Below are 20617 nucleotides of genomic sequence, written 5' to 3' on the forward strand. Positions count from 1 at the left end.
CGAACAGCAAGCCCGGCAATCGGCTGCTTTCTTCCATCGCTGTTCTGATGGTATGGAAAGCCTATGCCTCGTAGTCGCTATCATCACTTCGCCTGGTATCACGGCACGGAACTGTTCGAAGCCGCCTTCAGCAACCAGACATTTGCCCGCCACGCGCATGAGGGTTTTGCCATCGGCGCGATTGTCGATGGCGCAGGGGGCTATGTCTGCCGGGGAGAGAGCATGGTGCTCCCGACCGGATCGCTTTCGCTGATGAACCCCCAGGAGCCGCATACCGGCCATGCCGCCGCAGGTCAGGTGCGATACAGTATGCTTTATGCCGACGAAGACGCCGTAAGGGCGATACTGGGGCTGCGGGTGCTGAGGGGTTTTCCAGAGATAGCCACGCCTGACCGCGACCTGAAGGTGTCACGGGCCTTGGCGCGGTTGACCAACTGCCTCCGTGTGCCGGGCGCTCCGGACTACCGACTGGTTGTCGAGGAGGCGGTCCATGACGTTTTGGCGCTGACTTTCGCCCATTATGCCCGGGCCGAACTGCGCCAGCCCGGCCGAGAACCTGTCGCCATTCAAAGAATGATGGACCGCATCCGATCCGGAGTCGAAACCGGCGAGGCCCTGACGCTGGCTGACCTTGCCGTCGACACCGGCTGGACCCCGTCCTATCTTATCCGCGCAACCGTGCGGGCTACAGGCATGACGCCGCACGGCCATGTGCTGCGCGCGCGCGTCGATTTTGCCCGGCATCTGCTGCTGGCGGGGATCCCTTCGGCGCAAGCGGCGCTTGCCGCTGGTTTCAGCGATCAGGCGCATATGATCCGCCACTTCCGCCGCTATCTGGGCGTCACGCCGGGCGCGCTGATCCGCCACTGAGCAGGTCGATTTCGTTCAATCCCTGCGTTCCTTTTGCTGCGAGCAAGGCGGCGAAAGGAACTGTCCCCATGTCTTCATGCCCCGCCCCCGATCACCCCGCCAACCGATCGGGAAGGTCCTGATGCTGCCGCCTGTCGAAACGCTGTTGGCAATGAGCAGCTTTGCGCTGGCAGGCTCGGCAACACCGGGGCCTGTCAATGTCATCGGCGCCATGACGGGTACGCGGTACGGCACCGTCCGGGCTCTCCCTTTCGTGACCGGCGCGACGGTCAGCTTCCTCGGGCTGCTGTTGATCTGCGGCACGGGCATGCTGGCGCAGGCCGGATCGATCCTGACGGTTGCGCGGCCGATGACGCTGCTCGGCTCGGCCTATCTGCTATGGATGGCATGGGGGCTGGCGCGCAGCGACGGCGCGATCGGAGCGGCGCGGGCGCGCTCCATTCCGGGCTTCTGGTCCGGCGTGATGGTGCAGGGGCTCAATCCCAAGGCATGGCTGGTCGTGCTCTCGGCCCTCTCCACCTTCATTCTGCCGCTCAGAGATCCGCGCGGAGGGTTGATGGCTTTCGTGATCCTGTCTGGCGTGATCTGCTGGCCATCGCTGGCGCTCTGGGCCTGGGGAGGTTCGCGCGTCCCCCAGGGATCGATGCGCCTGTTCAATCGCACCATGGCCTTGGCCCTGCTCATCTCCGTCGGCTATATCCTATGGCATGGGTTGTGATGAACCGCCGGCGCGCCGCCCCGTTTGGCTCGGGCTGTGGCGCCCAGCCTCTGATCGCACCGGCCTCGGGGGATAGTGTTTACAGCAGCGCCGCTCTCTTCATCGCCAATTGGGCAATCATATCGCCCAGCAGATAGGTTGCCCTGTCCCGCGTCCATGCCTGGCCCGATTGCATGTCATATTCGACCGGCAAGGATATGCCGCTGATCGCTGCCGCTCTCAGGCCGACGGATTGCGACATCAGGATACAGCGTTTGACGTGATCGCGATGGCCGACAATGCCCACGCGGCCCAATGCCTGGGCACCGCCCGCAAGGCGCAGGACGGCTTTGGCGACGCCTTCGGTGCTCAGATAGATGATTTTTCCATCCGGGCCTCGCTCCGGGTAAATCGGAATGACGCGCTCCATGTGAAAGGTCTCTTGCAGGATCGTCGCGATTTCCCATTGCGCGTAAACCGGCACGTCCTTGATCGCGCGAATTTCACCTACGGCTTGGGCAAGTCGGGCGTTGATCGGGCCGGGCACCGATCCGTCCGGCCCTGGACTTTGGCCCTTGGCGCCGGTTTCCGGAATGCGGTTGCCGAAGCTGTAGGCGATGAGCGCGTCGGCATCCCCTGCGGGCATTTGGGGATAGGTCCAAAGCATCGTCGCCTCGAACACAAGCGGCGCCAGCTTTCGTGCCACGCTTTCGCTGCCCAGTTCCTGGGCCATGTGCGTGACCATCAGCTCTTCCAGACCTGCTTTCGGGCCGACACCGGCCAGCGCCTCGGCGGTGGTGGCTGTGGCGCCTATGATGGCCGCCGTCGCGCCTTTGATGAGAGTACGGCGTGTCGTCATGGTTCCATCCCCGAAATTGGCAAAATCCTGATCATGGCGCCGAAAGACCCGGAGCCGGATCACGGCGCGCCGGCCAGACGATAGGCGCCGCTTGTGCCGCGGCCCGATCCTTCCTCCCTGTCACCTCCACGGGCAGGCCGCCGCAGCGGTTGCCGGTCCGCATCGTGTTGCACAGGCTGGCCGCATGTCCGGGCAGACCGACGCTGAAGCCGCCGGAAAAGCGCGGATCGGCCCAGAGATAGTCGGTGGAAACCACCTGCGCGCCGGAATGCAGGGCTGTGTCGCGATGGGCGGTGTCATTGTTGCGGGCCTGCCATGTGCCTTCGTCGGCGCGGGTGCGCACCAGAAAACCGGCCTTCACATCGCGGGCGATGCGCTCTGCGTCCTCCACCGGGCGGTTCAGGGTCAGATAGGCGGCGGCGGGCGATTGCTCGTCGGTGTTGATAAACATCACGCGCCCTTCCAGCGACGAGCGATGCCCGCGATAGAGGGCCACCTTCTCGGGCGTTTCGTCCAGCGCGAAAAGGATGCGCCCGCGCGCCGCGCCCAGCCGGGGCCAGTTGTTGTGCAGGACCGCCTCGCGCAAGGTGGGATAATGGCCCTGCACATCGTCAGGCGTCAGCAATTGCGCGGCGGGCAGGACCGCGCGCACTTCGGCGTCCAGCGCGTCGAAGGCTGCCTCGTCGAAGGAAAGCAGCGGTGTGCGCCCCGGTGCTGTCCTGCCGTCCTTGGCGTTGATGAGGACAGTGATGGGGGCATGGCGGGGATGCGCGCGCGACCAGTCGCGCAAGAGGCCAAGACAGTCCTTGAACGTGATGCAGCTGGAGCGGAAATCGACATCGGGCACATGCTGCACCTTGAAGCCGGGCTGCTGCATGGCCTGCACCCAGCCCGGATCCAGCGCCGTTTGTGTCCGCGCGGCGATTTGAGGATGGGCATAGCGGCCACCCTGCGGATCATAGACCACATCGATCTCGATCTCGCGCGCGCCGAAATCGAGCTGGGCGGCAAGGGACTTGTGGGCATAGTCCAGTTCCTGCGCCGCCTTGGGATCAACACCGGCGATCAGCCGGTAATCGGCGGGAGGAATGGCGCGTTTGTAGCTGTTGTGCGTCCCCACCGTCAGCAGATCGTTGACCCGCAGATTGGTATCCATCCAGCGCTCTGCGCAGCCGCGCCCGGCATGGGCCACGTCCGGCGAGTCCAGACGGCAGGCGCCGGGGCGGGCTGCCGCCGCCGGGGCCGCAGCGGCCGCCACCATGGCCAAGGCCATGGCGACGCCGCCGCGCAAAAATTTGCCTTTCATCGCAAGGGCGCCTTTCAGAACTTGACCTGGGCAAAGGCGCCGACCGTGCGATAGGCATCGGGCGAGGTGTAATGCAGCAGGCCCAGCGCGCCATAGATCTGCCATCCGGTCGAGAAATACTGGTTGAACAGGTTGCGGGCATAGATGCCCAGTTCCACCTTGTCATTGGCGCGGGCCAGTGTGATCCGCCCGTTCACCAGACCATAGCCCGGCACATAGGAATAACTGGCATTGGGCGTTTTGGTGCCGTCGGGATTGGTGACGGCGGGCGCGGTGATATTGCCCAGCATCGCGCCGGTCACAGTCTGCAGATCGGAACGATAGACATATTCCACATGCGCCTTGATGTCGAATTTGTCATTGATCGGCGCGTTGTAATCGGCGGCGATCGTCGACATCCAGCGCGGCGCGTTGGTCAGGCGCGTGCCGGTGTAATTGGCATTGGCGCCGGCCACATAATCGGTGAATTTGGCATCGGTATAGGTCAGGGCGCCCGACAGCGACAGGCTGTGCGTAGGCTTGACCGCCACCTGCGCCTCAAAGCCCCGGCTGCGCAGGCCCGGCGCATTGCCGATGGCCGAAGCCAGAATGAACCCGCCCACGCCCGTTGAAACCGGGGTCAGGATCGTTGCCTGGAAATTGGTGTATTTCGAGGAGAAGACATCGAAATTGACGCGCAGGCGGTGGTTGAAGAATTCCCCTTTTTCGCCGATTTCCCAGCTCTTTACCGATTCCGGATTATAGGGGTCATACTTGTTGCCGACAAAGGCCACGCCGCCCGGCTTGTAGCCGGTCGAATAGGTGGCATAGAACATCACATTCCGGTTGAGCTGGAAGGTGGGCGCGATGCGATAGGTGAAGCGCTGCGAGGATTTCACACCATAGCGGAAATCGGCCGTCGGCGCCGTGCCGGTGGCGATGAAATTGACCGGGCTGCCCAGAATCGCCACCGGGTCGAAATTGGGATAGCTGATCGCCTGGTCGTTGCGGTCATAGTTATAGCGCCCGCCCAGCGTCAGGCTGAGCCGCGAGGTGGGGTTGAACTTGACCTGACCAAAGGCGGCCAGCGTTTCGTTATGCGCGTTGAACTGCACCGCATTGCCCAGCAACTTACCGGTCACGGGATCATTGGCGCCGGTATTGGCGTAAAGCGTGCTGATCATCTGGCCGTTGACGATCAGCGGACTGGTGCCCAGCGGCCCCCATTGCACCTGCGTCTGGTTGGCGTGCAGGCGGTTGTAAAAGCCGCCGATCAGATATTCGACAAAACCGCCGGTGGGTGAGGCCAGATGCACTTCCTCGCTGAATTTGTCGGTCTTCAACCGGCCCGAATTGTACGAAATATAGGAATAGACGTCATTGGGCAGCAGGTCGGCGGGCGTATCATTGCCATAGGCGGTTTCGCGATAGGCGGTGATCGAGGTCAGCGTATGATCGCCCAGTTTGTAGGCGACATGCAGCGAGCCGCCCTGATTGGTGGTGCTGATCGAGCCGAGAAAGCCATCGGCCGTATCGACATTGCGCGGCCCCGGCGTCACGCCCAGCGCGATTTGCGCGGCGGTGACGGCGGCAGTGGGGGCAAAGCTGGTGCCCGCCGGACCGCCCACGGCGGTGCGCACGGATGTGTCGAAGTGATGAGTATATTCGCCCGCCAGAATGACTTCCAGATCCGGCGCAGGTTGCCACAGCAATTTGCCGCGCACGCCGAATTCATCGACACGCCCCAAATTGCGGTTGAGCGTGACATAGCGCCCCTTGCCGTCCTGTCCGACATCGAAAGCGCTGATGCGCAGCGCGGCTTTCTGGCCCAGCGGAATGTTGATCGTGCCGTTGATCGTGCGGTCATTGCGCTCGCCATAGCTGGCATAGACCTTGCCCGAAAAATCGTTCAGCTTGGGCTTGACGGTGGTGATGGCAATCACGCCCGAGGTGGAGTTCTTGCCGAACAGCGTGCCCTGCGGCCCCATCAGCACATCGACGCGCTCGATATCGACAAGGCCGGTGATGCCCAGATCGCGCTGGGCGTCCATCACCACATCATCGACCACCACATTGACCGATTTGGCATTTGAAAAGTCAAACGAGGTCGAACCCACGCCGCGGATCTGGAACGCCGCGCCCTGCGTCGGATCATAGGTCAGTCCTGGCGTGGTGTATTGCAGATCGGTCAGCGACTGATAACCGCTGCTCTGCAAGGCGTCCCCGCTCAGCGAGATGATCGAGATGGGAACATTCTGCATCTTTTCCTGGCGCCGCTCGGCCGTAACGAGGATCTGATCGAGCGCGGGCGCGGCACCGGCAGCAGGGGCATCGGCCGCGCGGGCCGCGACGGGAACGACGGTCATGGCCGTGGCGGCAAGCAGCAAGGCAGGCGTGAGAGAAGCCGGGCGGCGGAAACTGGTCATGATTCGAAACCCCAAGTTGCGTTGGGGGGCGATTAGACGCTGGAGATGACAATTAAGAGACGATTGTTCAGCTTAAAAAACAGATTTTACCTTTTTAAGAATACGAGTGTTCAGCTCAATGGACGGCGTGGCCTCGCTCGTTTCGACACAGAGCGCCCGGCGTAGCAGGAAAGTGCAGCCGATGGCCGCCACCAGAATGACAGCTGCCAGCGCGCCGGTCAGCCAGGCGAAGCCAAGCCCCCTGTCGCCCATCGCCGCCATCGCGTGAAACAACAGGGCTGTGCCGATCATCGCGCCAAGATTGAAGGGCAGATGAAAACCGGCATAGAAAGCGGCCGCGGGAGCATCGCCGCCGCGCTGCCGATCCCGATCCAGCCTTTGCCCCAACAACACGCGCAGCAGCATGAAATCCACTGCCATCGTGGCCCCTGTGCCGCAGGACCAAAGGATCAAAGGCAGGATTTGCCCCGGCGGCAGCCATGGCAGAACAAGTGCCAGCCCGAGATTGAGCACAAACACAACTATCAGCATACGCAGCGGGGCGACGGCGCGAAGCAGGCCCGGCGCGATGCCAGTTCCGATCATCGCCGCCAGCGCCTGCGCCAGAATGCCCGGCGTGCCCCATTCGGCCAAATCGAGGCGCTGGCGGGCGATGAAGAGAAAGCTGCTGCCGATAACGGCCATATGCGCGCCCACCAGCAGGAACAGCGCGGCCAGCCAACAGTCTGCCGCAGAAGCCATAAGGACGCGAAACGGTTTGAGCGCGCTCCCCCAATCCGGTCTGGAGGGCACCATGGTCGGCCTCTCCTTCACACGCCAGATCAGCCAGCCATGGACCAGAGGCGATCCGGCCAGCGTCAGCCAGAGGAGGACATGGAAATCGTCCATGCCATGATGATCGTGGCGGCTCCACAGCAGCGCGGCGGCAAACAGGATGGAGCCCGCCATACCCGCCTGCGCGCGGGCGCCGAAAATCCGTCCGCGCGCCGGTACGCCGCTGGACCGTTCCAGCGCCCATGCACCATGGGCGAGGTTGGAAAGGACCCAGCCGCTGGCCCAAGGCAGGAGGCCGAGCAACCAGCCAAGGACCGTGCGATTTTGCGGCATGAGCCAAAGTATCAGGCCGCCGACACCTTGCAGCGCCATGCCTGTCATCACCCAGAAGCTGCGCCGCCGATGGGGATCGGGGGCCAGATCGCAAACCATCCCGAAGAGCACCTCGACAACAATGCCCCAGCCGCCCACAATGGTCAGGATCAGCCCGGCTTTGGCCACATTCAGCCCCGCCGCTCCCACCAGAAGCACCGGCAGATAGGTTTTGCGCGCCAGTTCATAACCGGAGAAGACGAAACTGGGCAGCGACAGCGCCAGCATTTCGGCATGGTCAGCGACCCGGCTGGAGGCCTGATCCTCCTGCATCACAGGCATGAGGCCCTCTCAGCGGCATACCTCGGCCAGACGGGTAAAGGCCGCATGAAGAACCTCATCCTCATCAAGCCCGCGCGCCATGGCCACCATGCGCATACCGAACAGGGCCACGGAAACCACCTGAGACGTGGTGCGATCCGCAATCCGCCCATGGGGCAGGCCCATGTCCCACAGCACCGAGGTGACGATATTTTCGCCGCGACGGCGCCGCATGTCGAGCGCATGAGGCCCCAGTCCGGGATGCCGGGCGGCGGCGATGGCAATGATCGAGGTTGCCCTGACCAGATCGCGGGAGGAGGCGTAATTGGCATGAAAGGGATGCGGCCGACCAAAGTTTTCGGCCAGATTGTGCCGGAAATTCGTGACAACCGCATGAAGGGCGGCCACCATCAGTTCATCGCGCGTGCCAAAATGATAGACCACGGTGGAGGCGGGCGTTCCGGCTGCCGCTGCGGCGGATCGATGGGTCAGCGCTTCCAGCCCGCAGGTGACGATCAGCCGCCCGGCCTGTGCCGCAATCAGACCCCTCTTGCTGCGGTCGGGCGTATCGGGATAGGTTTGATCGGGTTCAAGCGCGGCGATCCACTGCTCCAGATGGCGGCCTTTTCCAATATCCTCGTCGGGATCGGGATAGATGCCGCCGGTGAAACGGTGCAGGCACAGGGCGCGCAACATGCGATAGGCCGGATTGGCATGGGCAAACAGCGAAAAACCGCCCTCGTCAAGGATATAGCCCAGCGCCGCATCGGCCTGACGCGGATCGCCAAACAGCACGTCGGCCCAGAACAGCCCCACCGCGTCCAGCCATGCGCCCAGAGCGGGGGGGCACTCTGCCCGTCGCCCGGCATCCTGCACCATATCAATCAGCAGGCAGGCGAGGGCGCGATGCCCGACTACCCAGTCGTCAAGCATGGTTTCGGCCAGCACGGCGCGCAGGCCGGGTCCTACCGGCGCCATCGCCTCAAGACGCCTCAGCCAGCTTTCGCGAAACAGGCGGTCCTGCTCCATCGCATGGTCGATGACCTGCGTCAGCAACTGCTCTTTCGACCCCATGGTCTGGGTCAGGGCATTCAGGCTCATACCGACCTTTTCGGCCAGCGGGCGCAGGGTCAATTCGGCAAGGCCATGAGAAGCGATCAGTTCCAGCGCCGAGGCGATGACGGATTGCGCGCCATGTGTTTCATCGACAGAAGTCATCAGCGTCCCGGGCGTTTGCAGGAATGTTTCCTCTAGTGGGAGCCTGTGGATTTGTCACCGGGCATGATGCCCGCTACATCGCGCTTTCCTGCGCTGTGGCCAAAGGCGAACGCACTGGCCACGCCGTATCCGGCGTCGGAAAAGGGGGATGGAACAATGAGCCGCAAACGGATCTTCGTCAGTCTGGCCGTCACTACATGGGCCAATGTCCTTTCCGGGACAGCCGTTCATGCCGCTGCGCCGCCCGACGAAAGCCCCGCCGGTGTCTGCGCGGGGCTGGCGGGCATGTCGATCCCCGCTTCGAAAATCGGACTGCCGACCACGGGTGCGGTGGTCAGCACCGCGCAGCTTGTTCTGCCGGACTCATCGAACCCCAATGGCGAATTCTGCGAGGTGAGGGGCTTCATTCTGCCCGCGTCCCCGGATGCGCCCAAGATGGAGTTTGAGGTCAACCTCCCAACCGCCTGGAACCGCAAAGCCGTCCAGTTCGGCGGCGGCGGTTTCGACGGTGTGCTGGTCACGGGCCTGGGCCATGCGGCGCTGCAGCCGGATTCGGTCCGCAATCCTCTGGCGCAAGGGTATGTTACTCTGGGCAGCGACGGCGGACACAAGGGAACAGCCGGTTTTGACGGCAGTTTTGCCCTCAATGACGAAGCCTTGCTGAATTTCGGCCGGCAATCGGTCAAAAAAGCCCATGATGCGGCCATGGCCATCATCACCGCGCGATACGGCCGCGCCCCCAAGCGCTTCTACTTCATCGGCGCGTCGCAAGGCGGCCACGAGGCGCTTGATGCCGCAGCGCGTTATCCCGCCGATTATGACGGCGTGGTGGCTAATTATCCGGCCTATAATGTGACCATGCTGCACCTGGGATCATGGAATGTCGGCATGGCTCTCTATGAAAATGGCGGAGCAGGATGGCTGAACCCTGCCAAAACCAAGCTGCTTACCGATGCTGTCTATGCCGCTTGCGACAGTCTTGATGGGGCCAAAGACGGGATCATCAGCAATGTGAAGGGCTGCAACAAGCGGTTCAGCATCGCCACCGTTCGGGCCACTTTGCGCTGCGCCGATGGCAAAGACACTGGGGATGCATGCCTTTCGGACGCTCAGATTGCGGCGGTGGAGAAGATTACCTCCCCGTTCCGCCCCGGCTTCCCGATTGCCGGTTCCGAGGTGTTTGCGCGCTGGGCGCTGCTGGAAGGTGCCCTGTTCCACGGGCCTTCGATGCTGGGCTCGCGGCCCGTTCCCGCCAATCCCCCGACTGCGGCCGATCCGCTGCTCTACAACGCCGGTTCGGGCACCATAAAATATGTGATTACACGTCAGCCGGGGTTCGACCCGCTCACCTTCAGGCCCGATGAGTGGAAAGCGCGTGTGCAACAGTCGGGACAGATCATGGACGTGACCGATGTCGACCTGACGCCATTTCGGCGCAAGGGCGGCAAGATCATTTTGACCCATGGCACCATTGATGACTTCATCACCCCGCACAACAGCGAGGCCTATTATGAGCGACAGCTCGCTCGCCATGGCAAGGCCAATCTTCCATCCTTCATGCGCTTCTATGTGATTCCCGGCTTTGGTCACGGATTTGGCCTGTTCAGCGCCCGGTTTGATGGGCTCGCCGCGATTGACCGCTGGGTGGAAACGGGCCGCGCGCCGGAACGGCCGATTGCGGTTGATGCCAACAAGGACCAGCATCGTACGCGGCCCATGTGCGAATTTGGCTCCTGGCCGCGCTATCGCGGAACCGGTTCGGTGGACAGCGCCGCCAGCTTCACTTGCGTGAAGAATTAGTGGAACTTTCCAGGCGTCTCGTCGGTGATTTCCGGCTAATCCATGGCGCGGCCTTCCAAGGCGGCGCCATGGTGCCGCTCAATCGACCAGGGCCGCCTTCACAGCCTGGGCCAGCACGCCGCTGTCCACTGCCTGCACCGAAAGATCAGAGGGCTCAAAGGGCTTGAGCATCAGTTTGGAACGCAGCATGGCATAGCCATAGATCGCCGACCAGAAGGCCATCACCCGCACAGAAATCTCCACCGGCGCATGGGCGGGCAAAGCGGCCTGCATCACATTGAGCAAGGTGCGATAAGCGCGATCCTGACAGGCGAGCAGCGCGGGATCGATCTCGGGCGAGGTCAATTCGCTTTCGTACATCAGCTCGACAAGGCGGGGCTGGCGCGCAGCAAAATCCAGAAAGGCCTCACCCAGCGCCAGCAGTTGATCGGCCACCGGGGCGGGACTGTCGGCGATGGCGCTCGCGTCTGTGTTGAGTTCTGCGAAACCTTCGATGGCCACGGCCAGCAACAAGGCCCGCCGGTCGGCAAAATGGTAATAGGGCGCGGCCGTGCTGACCCCCACCTGCTGGGCCAGAGAGCGCAGCGACAAGGACAGGTGGCCATGTTCGGCCACGTGCGCCCGCGCAGCGGCCAGCAGATCGCGACGCAGGTCTTCCTTGTGATATGTTTTCGCCTTGGCCACTGCGCGCTCCTGTTACCGGCCTTTCCCTACCAAGACTGGCGCTGGCTGCAAGGCCTGAGGAAGCGCTCTTGCCATCTATTTTAGCATCGCTTAGATAGCTCAATCTTAGCAATGCTAGATTCGATGCCAACGGCATGTGAGGAGAGAGAAGATGGCACAATCGAAAGGGCGCATCGCGATTGTCGGTGCGGGGCCGGGCGGCATGGCCGCCGCGCTGGCCTGCCTGCGGCTGGGCTTTGAGGTCACGCTGTTTGAACGCGCAGGCGAGATCAAGGCGGCGGGCAACATCCTGAACCTGTGGCCCCCGCCGCAAAAGGTGCTCAAGCTGATCGGCGTTGATACCGAGGATCTGGGCGCGCCATGCCACACCTATTTCGAAAGCCGCACGGGCAAACGCCGCGCCGATGTCCTGCTGCCGCCTGAAGTCGAGGCGGAATATGGCGGCGGCTTCATCGGCCTGTTGCGCTGGGGCCTCTATCAGCGGATGATCGACGCCATTCCGCCCGAGGTGCTCAAGCTGGGCCATGAACTGGTCAGGATCGACGATTACGGCGCGGGCGTGCGCCTGACCTTTGCCAATGGCGCGACCCATGAGGCCGATGTGCTGATCGGCGCGGATGGCATCAACTCCTTCGTGCGCGGCCATCTGTGGGGGGGAAAGCCGATCCGGCATCAGCGCCTGCATCTGGTGGGCGGCTATCTGTTTCTGGATCAGGAACCCGAGGGCGTCGGCATCATCGCCCATAATCGCACCACGCAGGTCAGCTACACGCCGATCCGTCATGAGGGCAAATGGGGCTATGAATGGTGGGTGCTGGAGGCCTGCGATCCGGCGGCCCCGGCGCCCGGCGACCTGATCGGTTTCTGCAAGGCGCGGGTGGAGGGATTTTCCAAGACGGTGCGCGATCTGATCGATGCCACGCCGGTCGAGCATATGCAGCGCTGGGAAATCCGCGACCGTCCGCCGCTGAAGCAATGGTCCAAGGGGCGCATCACGCTGGTGGGCGATGCCGCGCATCCTACCTCTCCCTATGCCGCCTATGGCGCGGGCATGTCGATCGAGGATGGCTATTTCCTCGCCCGCGAACTGGCTGCGGTTGATATGGCCGATACGGCAGCGGTGCGGGCTGCGCTGCTTTGCTTTGAACAGCGGCGCATTCCCCATACGATACAGGTGACGCAAGGCGCCTATTACACCGGCAAGATCTTTCATCACTGCCCGGCGTTCCTGCGCCCGATCCGCGACTGGATTTTCGACCACACGCCCTTTCTGCAAAAGATGGTGGGCGATGAAATGCCCAAACACATCCTCTCGCAATTGGCCGAGATCGAGGATGGCCAACCCTATATTCCCACCCACAAACGAAAGGCTGCGGCATGAGCGGCTTCCAATATGGCGTATCGCTCTACAGCTATACCGATGACATCGGCACGGTGATGGGGCTGGATGAGGCGCTCGAACATGTGGCCGACACCGGCGCCACCGGCATCGAGATCCTGAGCGAGAGCCACATTCCCGCCTATCCCCGGCCCGACACGGCATGGATAGACCACTGGTTCGCCCGGTTGGAGAGGCTTAAGCTGGTTCCCACCAATATGGCGTGCTGGGTCGATACCAGCATCACCCTCAACCATAACCGTACCGAGGAGGAAGGAGCAGCCCAACTGGCGCAGGATCTGCGTCTGGCCCATCTGCTCGGCTTCCGCTTCATCCGCCCCAAGTTCGGGGTGATAGACGAGGAACTGACCCCGCATCCGATCTGGCGGGGGGCGGTGGAGCGTGTGCTGGATCTGGCCGATGAACTGGACATCACCATCATCCCCGAAATCCACGCGCCCACCCCGATCCGCCATCCAGTGACCGAAGCCTATGTCGATTTCATCCAGAAGACCGGCACCCGGCACTTCGGCCTGCTGATCGACACCGGCATCTTTCAGGACCGCCCGCTGCCCTATTGGCCGGGGGAAACGCCGGAAATCCGCAAGGCCGCGCTCAGCTTTCTCGACGGTATCAAGGTGCCGGTCGAACATCTGGCCGAGGTGATCGACTATGTGCCCTTCATCCAGGCCAAGTTTCACCACATCGACGAGAAGCTGCACGATCACCATATCCCGTGGGATCGGATCGTGCCGATGCTCAAGAAGCTGAATTACAACGGCTATCTCTCCAGCGAGTATGAAGGCGTGCGCGACCCATGGGTGGCCATTGAGCAGGTGCGCCGCCAGCATTGCCTTATCCGCCGCCTCGAACGCGAAACGGAGCTTTCCCATGCCTGAGCGCAGCATCATCCAGTCCAGCGGCTTTGCCAATACCGAGGCAGGCTTTACCCTGCGGCTGCGCCAGCCCAACTATCGCGGCCTGCGCCTCAGCCTGATCGAGGGGATCGACATCACCGTCGATGGCCAAACCTATCCGGCCGAGGCCAACAGCATCCTGCTGCGCGGCGAGGTTTATTCCCATGCCGCCATGGCCGAGGCGACCGAGACGTGGTGGAATGTGGGCGAAACCATAGCGGTGCAGGTGGCAAAGCCGGACGGTCTGTCGGCGGGAGTGCATGAAGTAGGCTGCACCCTGCGGCTGCGGCATCCCTATTTCCCGCCGCAGTTCCAGCCCGCCTTTGTGCGCGAAACCCGCCACATCACCATCATCCAACCATAACATACCAAAAGGGAGGGGCCGCGATGGCCACCGCATTTACCAAGCCGGCGCCTGTTGCGGGACCGGCGCAGGGGGTTCTCGTCATTCTGGCGGGGTTTCTGCCCATTCTGGCCATCGTTGCCCTTACCCCCGCCGTGCCCAATATGGTGGGGCATTTCGCAGGCTTGGCCGGTGCTACCACGCTGGTGCCCTTGGGCGTGACCGCGCCGGGGCTGATGATCGCGCTGTTCTCGCCCGTGATGGGCTGGCTCGCGGATCGTTATGGCAGGCGCGTCCTGCTGATCTGGGCGACATTCATCTATGGCTTTGTCGGCGTGGCGCCCTATTTTCTGGAAAGCTTGGCCGCGATCTTTGCCACCCGCCTTGCGCTTGGCCTGTGCGAGGCGGCGATCCTGACGATCACCAACACGCTGATTGCCGATTATTACCCCGAAGCGGGCCGCCGCAACTGGCTGATGGCGCAGGCCGCCTTTGGCCCGATCTTCGGCGTAACGGTGCTGATCGGATCGGGCCAGTTGGCGGCGTTTGACTGGCACCTGCCGTTCCTGATCTATGCGGTGGCGCTGCCGATTGCCGGGGCCATGGCGATCTGGCTGTTCGAACCGGCGCACGCACGGATCAGCAGCACTGCCAGCAGCGAAACCTTCCCCACTCGTCACATTGCGGTTTGCGGCGGCGTGACGCTGTTCGGGGCCTCGCTCTATTACGTTTATATCGTTCAGATCGGGCTGGCCTTTGAGGGCATCGGCCTCCACGCGGCGGACAAGGTCGGCATGCTGGTCGGCCTTGCCAATATCGGCGTGTTTCTGGGTGGGTTGGCGTTCAAACCTTTGTCCATCCGGCTTGGCGTTGCGGGACAGATCGCCGCGTTCCTCGGCTTTATGGGGGCGGGAATGCTGGGCATCGGTTTTGCCGCCGATATCGCCACGATGACGGGTTTTGCCATGATCGAACAATTCGGCGCGGGCATCCTGATTCCGGCGCTGGTGCTGTGGGCGATGCAGGGCGTCGCGCCCCAGCATCGCGGGCGCGCCATGGGCATCTGGAGCGCCTGCTTCTTCCTCGGTCAGTTCACCAGCCCGCTGGCGGTCTCCCTCGTGCGGCTGAGCGGGGCCGGCATCGGCGGCGCCTTTGCCTGGTTGGGAGGGCTGGCGGTCATCTGCGCCGGTGTCGCGGTTTTGCGGGCAAGGTAGCAATGGCCGAAAAGGGGCGATCATGCCTCCTGAATCGGCGACGCCCCGCCGACCCCGAGTTTTTCAAGAAACAATTCGGCCGCCCGCGAAAGATAGCCATTGCTGCGCCGATAGATGCAGAAATGGCGCGGCAAAGTCAGGGCGGGAATGTTGAGCGCCACCAGGGAATCGGCCGCGATCTGGTCGCGGACCACCGGCCATGGCAGCCAGCCCAGCAGTCCGGTGGTTTGCAGCAGGGCGATCTGGGCGGCGATGGAATTGGTTTCAATCGCGATTTCCGGCATGGCGGCGCCCGCTTGGGCGATCAGGCCGTCAAAATAATGGCGCGGCGTCCGGCCCTTGTTGAGCATGACCCAGCGCTGTTGCAGGACATCGGCAAGCTGCGGTTTTTCCGGTAGCAGGCGGGCTGTGGCGCGGTTGCAGCAGACGGTGAAATGATCGCCCTCGCCGCAAGGCCCAAGCGGCCTGATGCCTTCGTAGACCAGACCTTCGCTGCCGATCATCAGGTCGATCCGGCGCTCGGCAAGTGCTTCGGTCAGTTCGCCATCGGCTGCTTCGAACACTTCGACGCTGACTTGCGGGGCCGCGATCAGAAGCGCGCTGATCGCCTCGGCCACCGTGGCATAGATGGCCGAGGCGATCGCTCCAACGCGCACGCGGCTGCCCCGCAAGCCGTCGAGTTCGACCAGCGCCTCGCGGGCCTGCTGCATGTCGAAGGTCAGTTGCCTTGCAAAACGGAGCAGGATGTCGCCCGCGATGGTGGGCGTCATGCCCTTGCTGTGCCGTTCGAACAACTGGCGGCCCAGGCGCAGTTCCATGTCATGGATCATCCGGCTCAGCGCGGGTTGGCTCATATTGACCTGATCGGCGGCGCGGCCAAGGCTGCCGCTGTCGGCAATCGCCACGATGGCGCGCAGGCGCTGTTCATCGAAAGTCATGCGGATTTAGTATGCCTTCCATCCATAATTGCAATGGATGATATGGACCGGTCCTCTTATCGTCGCGCCAAAGAGACGGTGAAGGGCAGGGAAGGATACCGGCTATGGCCACAGTCAGGGATGTCACCACGGATCTGCTGCGCAAACTGGGCATGACCCATGTTTTCGGTAATCCCGGTTCGACCGAATTGCCGATGTTCCGCGATTTTCCAGCCGATTTCCGTTATATACTCGGGCTTCAGGAATCGGTGGCGGTGGCCATGGCCGATGGCCATGCGCAGGCCACGCGCAATGCCGCGCTGGTCAATCTGCACAGTTCGGCCGGGACCGGCCATGCGCTGGGCAATCTGTTCACCGCGTTCAAAAATCAGGCTCCGCTGGTGGTGACCGCAGGCCAGCAGGCGCGTTCGATCCTGCCGTTCGAGCCTTTTCTTTTTGCTGAAAGACCCTGTGAATTTCCCCGGCCCTTTGTGAAATGGTCCTGCGAACCGGCCCGCGCCGCCGATGTGCCGCGCGCGATCCTGCGCGGATACCGGATTGCCATGACCCCGCCTTGCGGGCCGGTGTTCATCTCGGTGCCGGTGGATGACTGGGATCAACCATGCGACCCGCTCGATTTCGGCACCCTTGCCGCCGGCAATCCCGGCGATCCGGGCGAATTGGTGCAATTGGCCCAAGCGCTGACGAAAGCGCATGCCCCGGCGCTGGTGCTGGGCGCGGGATGCGCGCGGCAACAGGCGTGGCGCGCGGCCATCGATCTGGCCGAGGCGCAGGGTATGGCGGCCTATGTCGCCCCCTTTGCCAGCCGGAATGTGTTTCCCGAAGACCATCGCCTGTTCCGGGGCTTTCTGGCGGCCTCGCGGGAATCCATTGTCGAGACGCTGCGACAGCACGATCTGGTGATCGCGGTGGGCGGACCGCTCAACCTCTATCACACCGAAGGCGATGGCCCGCATCTGCCGCAAGGCACCAGCGTCTGGCTGATCGCCGAGGACCCCAATCTGCTGTCATTCGCGCCGTCGGACCGGGCCATTCTGGCCGATCCGCGCCTTGCGCTGGAAACGGTGGGGCGGCTGGTCGCGCCGCCCGCATCGCGCGCCGGTGTCCTGCCGCGTCCTCCGGCGCCGCTTGTTGCGCGGGACGGTCCCGGTTTGAATGATGCCTGCGTGATGGAGGCGATTGCCCGCCTGCGCCCCGCCGGATCGGTCGTGGTCGAGGAGGCGCCCTCCAGTCGGCCGGTCATGCAGCGCCATCTGCCCATGCTCGAACCGGACACATTCTACACCACGGCGGGCGGCGGGCTCGGCTATGCCCTGCCGGCCTCGGTCGGCATCGCGCTGGCGCGCAAGGAAGACAAGGTGATCGCGCTGCTGGGCGATGGTTCGGCGATGTATGCGATCCAGGGCCTGTTTGCGGCCGCGCGTGAGGAAACGCCTGTCAGTTTCCTCATCCTCAACAACCGGTCCTATGCCGCGCTGCGACAGTTTGGCAGCCATTTCGGATTGGAACGGGTCGAAGGCACGGATCTGGAAGGGCTGGATTTTTGCGCCCTTGCCCAAGGGCACGGGGTGGCCGCAAGGCGCGCGGCGACCTCGGCCGAGCTTGACGAGGCCTTGCAGTGGTCCTTTACCTGTCCCTTGCCCACTCTTGTCGAAACCATGGTGGCGTGATGCAGAGCGACGCGACGGGCCATCAGCGCTTCCGCCTTGCCGCCCTGATCGACGACAGACCGGAGGAGGGCATATTCCGCGTCAACCGCGCGCTGTTTCGTGATGCGGCGCTGTTCGATCTGGAAATGCGATATGTCTTTGAAGGGGGGTGGGTGTTTGTCGGCATGGCGACGCAAGCCGAAAACCCGCATGACTTTTTCACCGCCAACATCGGCCGGGTGCCGGTCATCGTCAGCCGCGACGGCGAAGGCCAGTTGCATTGTTTCATCAATGCCTGTCCGCATAAGGGCGTGCGGCTGGTCCAGCGTCAGTGCGGACAGGCGCGGCGCCATGTCTGCCCCTATCACAGCTGGACCTTTGACAGCGCGGGGGCCAATCGCGGCATCAAATGGGAAAAGCGCGGCTGTTATGGTCAAGGTTTCGCGGGTGAGGACCACAATCTGGCCCGTGTGGCGCGCTTTGGCGAATATCGCAGTTTTCTCTTTGCCAGCCTGAATGCGGACGTACCCTCGCTCGACGATCATTTGGGCGAGGCGCGCAAGCTGATTGATCTGGTGGTCGACAAGAGCCCGGAAGGGGTGGAACTCGTGCCGGGCCGCGTGCGCTTCACCTATGCTGCCAATTGGAAGATGCAGCTTGAGAACTGCTCGGACCAGTATCATTTCACCTCGACCCATCCCAGCTATATCCGCATCCTGAGCGAACGCGCGCTTGAAGAAACCTCGCAGGTGGTGACCGCCAGTCTGAGCAATGCCGATTTCTGGAAGGAGGATGCCGACGGCGTGACCGGCGGCACCTATTCGTTCGAGCATGGCCATGTGCTTAACTGGGGGCTGATGGGCGTCAGCGCAGCTTTGCCCGAGTATGAAAGGGCCGATGCGCTGGCTGAAGAGCTGGGCGTGGCCCGGCGCAACTGGATTTTCAACATGCGCAACCTGACCCTGTTTCCCAATCTCCAGATCGCCGAAAACGCCTCCAGCCAGTTGCGGATGATCCGGCCTATCGCGCCCGATCTGACCGAAATGCAGACATGGTGCATCGCCCCGCGCGGCGAGAGCGCCCGCGCGCGGGCGCTGCGGATCCGGCAATATGAGGACTTCTTCAATCCCACCGGCATGGCAACGCCTGATGATACGGTATGCTATGAAGAGGCCCAGACCGGTATGGCGCAGCAGGCCAACGGGTGGCTGCAAGGCCATGCGCGCGGGCTGGCCGCGAGTGTGGAAGGCGGCAATGACTTTTCCGACGCCTTGGACATGAAGCCTGCCCGCAGCGTTCTGGCCGACGCGCAATTGTGCGATGAAAGCCTGTTCCGCACCTACTATCGCGCCTGGGCACAGCGCATGGCGGCCGTGCTGTCATGAGCGGGCAGGCGGCCGAATTTGCCGAACTTCTCGCACGTGAGGCTTTGCTGCTGGATCGCGGCGCGTTTCAGGAATGGTTGGAGCTTTATACCCCCGATTGCCTGTTCTGGATGCCCGCATGGCGCGATGACGGTACACAGACCGATGATCCGGATCGTGAGCTTTCGCTGATCTATTATCGGGGCCGCCGCAACCTGGAGGACCGGATCAGGCGCGTGCAATCGGGCCTGTCGGTGGCCTCGTCGGTCATGCCGCGCGTCTCGCATATGATCGGCAATGTGCTGGTGGAGGAGGCGGATGCGGCAAGGGCGCGCATCGCCTCGGTGTTCAACGTCCATGTTCATGACGTGCGCACCGGTCGCGCCCATGTGTTCTTTGGGCGTTACGAGCATGAGTTCGTCCGCATCGAGGGGCGCTGGATGATTGCGGGCAAGATTATCCGCCTGATGAATGACACCATTCCCACCCTGCTCGATATTTACAGTATCTGAGGACGCCGACATGACTTCATTTCCCGATATGGTGGCGATCATTGGCGCCGGCGCCATGGGATGCCTGTTTGCCGCGCGCATGGCCGAGGCGGGCGCGCAGGTGACCCTTGTCGATGTCGACAAGGCGCGCATCGACGCCATTGCGCGCGATGGCATTCGCCTGACCGATGATCGCGGGACGCGCGACATTCGCGTGGACGCCGCTTTGGCAGGCGCGATCCCGGAGGCGCCGCAACTCGTCCTGCTGTTTACCAAGAGCTATCACAGCGCCGCGGCCATTGCCTCGATCCGTCACTGGCAGGCGCAAGGGCCGTTGGTGATGAGTTTGCAGAACGGGATCGGCAATGCGGAAAAGCTGGCCGATATGTTCGGCGCGGACAGGGTGCTTCAGGGGACGGCGCATATTCCCGCCGACCTTTCGCCGCCCAACGGGGTGGCCACCCATGGCTTTGGCCATATCCATTTCGGGGGCTTTACCGCCAAGGCCCACCGCGCGGGCCCGGATGTGCGCGATTTGCTGGAGCGCGCCGGTTTCGATGCCGTGCTGAGTGACGATGTGGAACGGGCGGTGTGGGAAAAGGTGGCTTTCAACGCCGCGCTCAACGCCACCTCGATGATCTGTCGGGCCACCAATGGCCAGATCAATACCCCGGCGGGCCGCCGTATCGCCCAAGGCGTGGTGCAGGAAACTGTCGCGGTTGCGCAGGCGCGCGGCCTGAGCTTGGATGCACAGAGCATTATCGGCACGGTCCATGCCGCGTTGGTCGAGCATGGCCATCACAAGCCCTCCATGCTGCAGGACCGCGAACATGGCCGGATGACCGAGATCGAGGCCATCAACGGCGCCATCGTGCGTGAAGGGGAAAGGCTAGGCATTGCAACGCCTGTTTGCGCGACGCTGGCCGATCTGGTGCGGGTGATCGAGGGGGTGGAGCATACGAGTTGCTGAATGATCGGGCGGGCGCCGCCGGCCTCGACATGATTGAGGATGACATGACGGCCGCAGACTTTGTCGGAAAGGACATGGCGGGCTTTATGGCATGAATTCGTTCCGCA

The 20617-nt window shown here is 63.0% G+C and carries 18 protein-coding genes; 11 read left to right on the forward strand and 7 right to left on the reverse strand.

The features are described 5' to 3' along the window. Positions 1-63: 63 nt before the first annotated feature. Positions 64-870 (forward strand): AraC family transcriptional regulator, encoded by an 807-nt coding sequence (locus FHW92_RS02655; RefSeq protein ID WP_168601652.1) that lies wholly within the window; start codon positions 64-66, stop codon positions 868-870. Between the two features lie 121 nt (positions 871-991). Further along, positions 992-1588, forward strand: a complete 597-nt coding sequence (locus FHW92_RS02660) for a LysE family translocator (RefSeq protein WP_168601653.1) — start codon at positions 992-994, stop codon at positions 1586-1588. A gap of 79 nt (positions 1589-1667) precedes the next feature. Here FHW92_RS02660 and FHW92_RS02665 read toward each other — a convergent pair whose 3' ends face one another. From FHW92_RS02665 to FHW92_RS02685, 5 genes are all read right to left on the reverse strand, one after another. Next, positions 1668-2426, reverse strand: a complete 759-nt coding sequence (locus FHW92_RS02665; RefSeq protein WP_168601654.1) for a hypothetical protein — start codon at positions 2424-2426, stop codon at positions 1668-1670. A 31-nt stretch (positions 2427-2457) separates the two neighbouring features. Next, positions 2458-3732: a phosphatidylinositol-specific phospholipase C1-like protein gene (locus tag FHW92_RS02670; RefSeq protein WP_210428341.1), complete on the reverse strand. Its 1275-nt coding sequence runs from the start codon at positions 3730-3732 to the stop codon at positions 2458-2460. A 14-nt stretch (positions 3733-3746) separates the two neighbouring features. Further along, positions 3747-6137 (reverse strand): TonB-dependent receptor, encoded by a 2391-nt coding sequence (locus FHW92_RS02675; RefSeq protein WP_168601655.1) that lies wholly within the window; start codon positions 6135-6137, stop codon positions 3747-3749. 72 nt (positions 6138-6209) lie between these two features. After that, positions 6210-7565: an MFS transporter gene (locus FHW92_RS02680; protein ID WP_168601656.1), complete on the reverse strand. Its 1356-nt coding sequence runs from the start codon at positions 7563-7565 to the stop codon at positions 6210-6212. A 9-nt stretch (positions 7566-7574) separates the two neighbouring features. Next, positions 7575-8762, reverse strand: a complete 1188-nt coding sequence (locus tag FHW92_RS02685; protein WP_168601657.1) for a TetR family transcriptional regulator — start codon at positions 8760-8762, stop codon at positions 7575-7577. A 156-nt stretch (positions 8763-8918) separates the two neighbouring features. On the opposite strand from FHW92_RS02685, the gene FHW92_RS02690 reads away from it, so the two are divergent. After that, complete coding sequence (locus FHW92_RS02690; protein WP_168601658.1) at positions 8919-10562, forward strand: tannase/feruloyl esterase family alpha/beta hydrolase; 1644 nt, start codon at positions 8919-8921, stop codon at positions 10560-10562. Positions 10563-10640: 78 nt separating this feature from the next. Here FHW92_RS02690 and FHW92_RS02695 read toward each other — a convergent pair whose 3' ends face one another. Further along, complete coding sequence (locus tag FHW92_RS02695; RefSeq protein ID WP_168601659.1) at positions 10641-11246, reverse strand: TetR/AcrR family transcriptional regulator; 606 nt, start codon at positions 11244-11246, stop codon at positions 10641-10643. A gap of 151 nt (positions 11247-11397) precedes the next feature. Between FHW92_RS02695 and FHW92_RS02700 the strand changes: the two genes are divergently transcribed. The 4 genes from FHW92_RS02700 to FHW92_RS02715 are packed head-to-tail and all read left to right on the forward strand — an operon-like array spanning position 11398 to position 15098. After that, positions 11398-12627 carry an NAD(P)/FAD-dependent oxidoreductase gene (locus tag FHW92_RS02700; protein ID WP_168601660.1) on the forward strand — a complete coding sequence of 410 codons (1230 nt, stop codon included), beginning with the start codon at positions 11398-11400 and terminating at the stop codon, positions 12625-12627. After that, on the forward strand, positions 12624-13523 hold the full coding sequence (locus FHW92_RS02705; RefSeq protein ID WP_168601661.1) for a TIM barrel protein: 900 nt from the start codon (positions 12624-12626) through the stop codon (positions 13521-13523). The genes FHW92_RS02700 and FHW92_RS02705 overlap by 4 nt, the downstream gene beginning before the upstream one ends. Beyond that, positions 13516-13905, forward strand: coding sequence for a DUF6379 domain-containing protein (locus tag FHW92_RS02710; protein WP_168601662.1), 390 nt, complete (start codon positions 13516-13518; stop codon positions 13903-13905). Before FHW92_RS02705 ends, FHW92_RS02710 begins: the two co-directional genes overlap by 8 nt. 23 nt (positions 13906-13928) lie before the next feature. Next, complete coding sequence (locus FHW92_RS02715) at positions 13929-15098, forward strand: MFS transporter (RefSeq protein WP_168601663.1); 1170 nt, start codon at positions 13929-13931, stop codon at positions 15096-15098. Positions 15099-15118: 20 nt separating this feature from the next. Here FHW92_RS02715 and FHW92_RS02720 read toward each other — a convergent pair whose 3' ends face one another. Further along, positions 15119-16036, reverse strand: a complete 918-nt coding sequence (locus FHW92_RS02720) for a LysR family transcriptional regulator (protein ID WP_168601664.1) — start codon at positions 16034-16036, stop codon at positions 15119-15121. A 104-nt stretch (positions 16037-16140) separates the two neighbouring features. On the opposite strand from FHW92_RS02720, the gene mdlC reads away from it, so the two are divergent. From mdlC to FHW92_RS02740, 4 genes are read left to right on the forward strand one after another with little or no spacing between them, the layout of a single operon-like run. After that, the gene (gene mdlC / locus FHW92_RS02725; RefSeq protein WP_168601665.1) at positions 16141-17706 is read left to right on the forward strand and encodes a benzoylformate decarboxylase; all 1566 of its coding nucleotides are present in this window, start codon (positions 16141-16143) and stop codon (positions 17704-17706) included. Continuing rightward, positions 17706-19070 carry an aromatic ring-hydroxylating dioxygenase subunit alpha gene (locus tag FHW92_RS02730; RefSeq protein ID WP_168602114.1) on the forward strand — a complete coding sequence of 455 codons (1365 nt, stop codon included), beginning with the start codon at positions 17706-17708 and terminating at the stop codon, positions 19068-19070. The genes mdlC and FHW92_RS02730 overlap by 1 nt, the downstream gene beginning before the upstream one ends. Next, positions 19067-19561 (forward strand): aromatic-ring-hydroxylating dioxygenase subunit beta, encoded by a 495-nt coding sequence (locus FHW92_RS02735; protein WP_168601666.1) that lies wholly within the window; start codon positions 19067-19069, stop codon positions 19559-19561. The genes FHW92_RS02730 and FHW92_RS02735 overlap by 4 nt, the downstream gene beginning before the upstream one ends. Positions 19562-19571: 10 nt before the next feature. Next, positions 19572-20510, forward strand: coding sequence for a ketopantoate reductase family protein (locus FHW92_RS02740; RefSeq protein ID WP_168601667.1), 939 nt, complete (start codon positions 19572-19574; stop codon positions 20508-20510). The last annotated feature ends 107 nt before the right edge of the window (positions 20511-20617 follow it).

It is taken from the genome of Novosphingobium sp. SG707 (genome assembly GCF_012275515.1).
Lineage (GTDB): Bacteria > Pseudomonadota > Alphaproteobacteria > Sphingomonadales > Sphingomonadaceae > Novosphingobium.

What these genes read in the sequence shown, in the direction of transcription:
- FHW92_RS02675 (WP_168601655.1), bottom strand. Translation starts at nt 6,137, where the DNA reads ATGACCAGTTTCCGCCGCCCGGCTTCTCTCACGCCTGCCTTGCTGCTT.
- FHW92_RS02735 (WP_168601666.1), top strand. Translation starts at nt 19,067, where the DNA reads ATGAGCGGGCAGGCGGCCGAATTTGCCGAACTTCTCGCACGTGAGGCT.
- FHW92_RS02715 (WP_168601663.1), top strand. Translation starts at nt 13,929, where the DNA reads ATGGCCACCGCATTTACCAAGCCGGCGCCTGTTGCGGGACCGGCGCAG.
- FHW92_RS02710 (WP_168601662.1), top strand. Translation starts at nt 13,516, where the DNA reads ATGCCTGAGCGCAGCATCATCCAGTCCAGCGGCTTTGCCAATACCGAG.
- FHW92_RS02665 (WP_168601654.1), bottom strand. Translation starts at nt 2,426, where the DNA reads ATGACGACACGCCGTACTCTCATCAAAGGCGCGACGGCGGCCATCATA.
- FHW92_RS02705 (WP_168601661.1), top strand. Translation starts at nt 12,624, where the DNA reads ATGAGCGGCTTCCAATATGGCGTATCGCTCTACAGCTATACCGATGAC.
- FHW92_RS02680 (WP_168601656.1), bottom strand. Translation starts at nt 7,565, where the DNA reads ATGCCTGTGATGCAGGAGGATCAGGCCTCCAGCCGGGTCGCTGACCAT.
- FHW92_RS02685 (WP_168601657.1), bottom strand. Translation starts at nt 8,762, where the DNA reads ATGACTTCTGTCGATGAAACACATGGCGCGCAATCCGTCATCGCCTCG.
- mdlC (WP_168601665.1), top strand. Translation starts at nt 16,141, where the DNA reads ATGGCCACAGTCAGGGATGTCACCACGGATCTGCTGCGCAAACTGGGC.
- FHW92_RS02700 (WP_168601660.1), top strand. Translation starts at nt 11,398, where the DNA reads ATGGCACAATCGAAAGGGCGCATCGCGATTGTCGGTGCGGGGCCGGGC.
- FHW92_RS02720 (WP_168601664.1), bottom strand. Translation starts at nt 16,036, where the DNA reads ATGACTTTCGATGAACAGCGCCTGCGCGCCATCGTGGCGATTGCCGAC.
- FHW92_RS02690 (WP_168601658.1), top strand. Translation starts at nt 8,919, where the DNA reads ATGAGCCGCAAACGGATCTTCGTCAGTCTGGCCGTCACTACATGGGCC.
- FHW92_RS02730 (WP_168602114.1), top strand. Translation starts at nt 17,706, where the DNA reads ATGCAGAGCGACGCGACGGGCCATCAGCGCTTCCGCCTTGCCGCCCTG.
- FHW92_RS02740 (WP_168601667.1), top strand. Translation starts at nt 19,572, where the DNA reads ATGACTTCATTTCCCGATATGGTGGCGATCATTGGCGCCGGCGCCATG.
- FHW92_RS02655 (WP_168601652.1), top strand. Translation starts at nt 64, where the DNA reads ATGCCTCGTAGTCGCTATCATCACTTCGCCTGGTATCACGGCACGGAA.
- FHW92_RS02670 (WP_210428341.1), bottom strand. Translation starts at nt 3,732, where the DNA reads ATGAAAGGCAAATTTTTGCGCGGCGGCGTCGCCATGGCCTTGGCCATG.
- FHW92_RS02660 (WP_168601653.1), top strand. Translation starts at nt 992, where the DNA reads ATGCTGCCGCCTGTCGAAACGCTGTTGGCAATGAGCAGCTTTGCGCTG.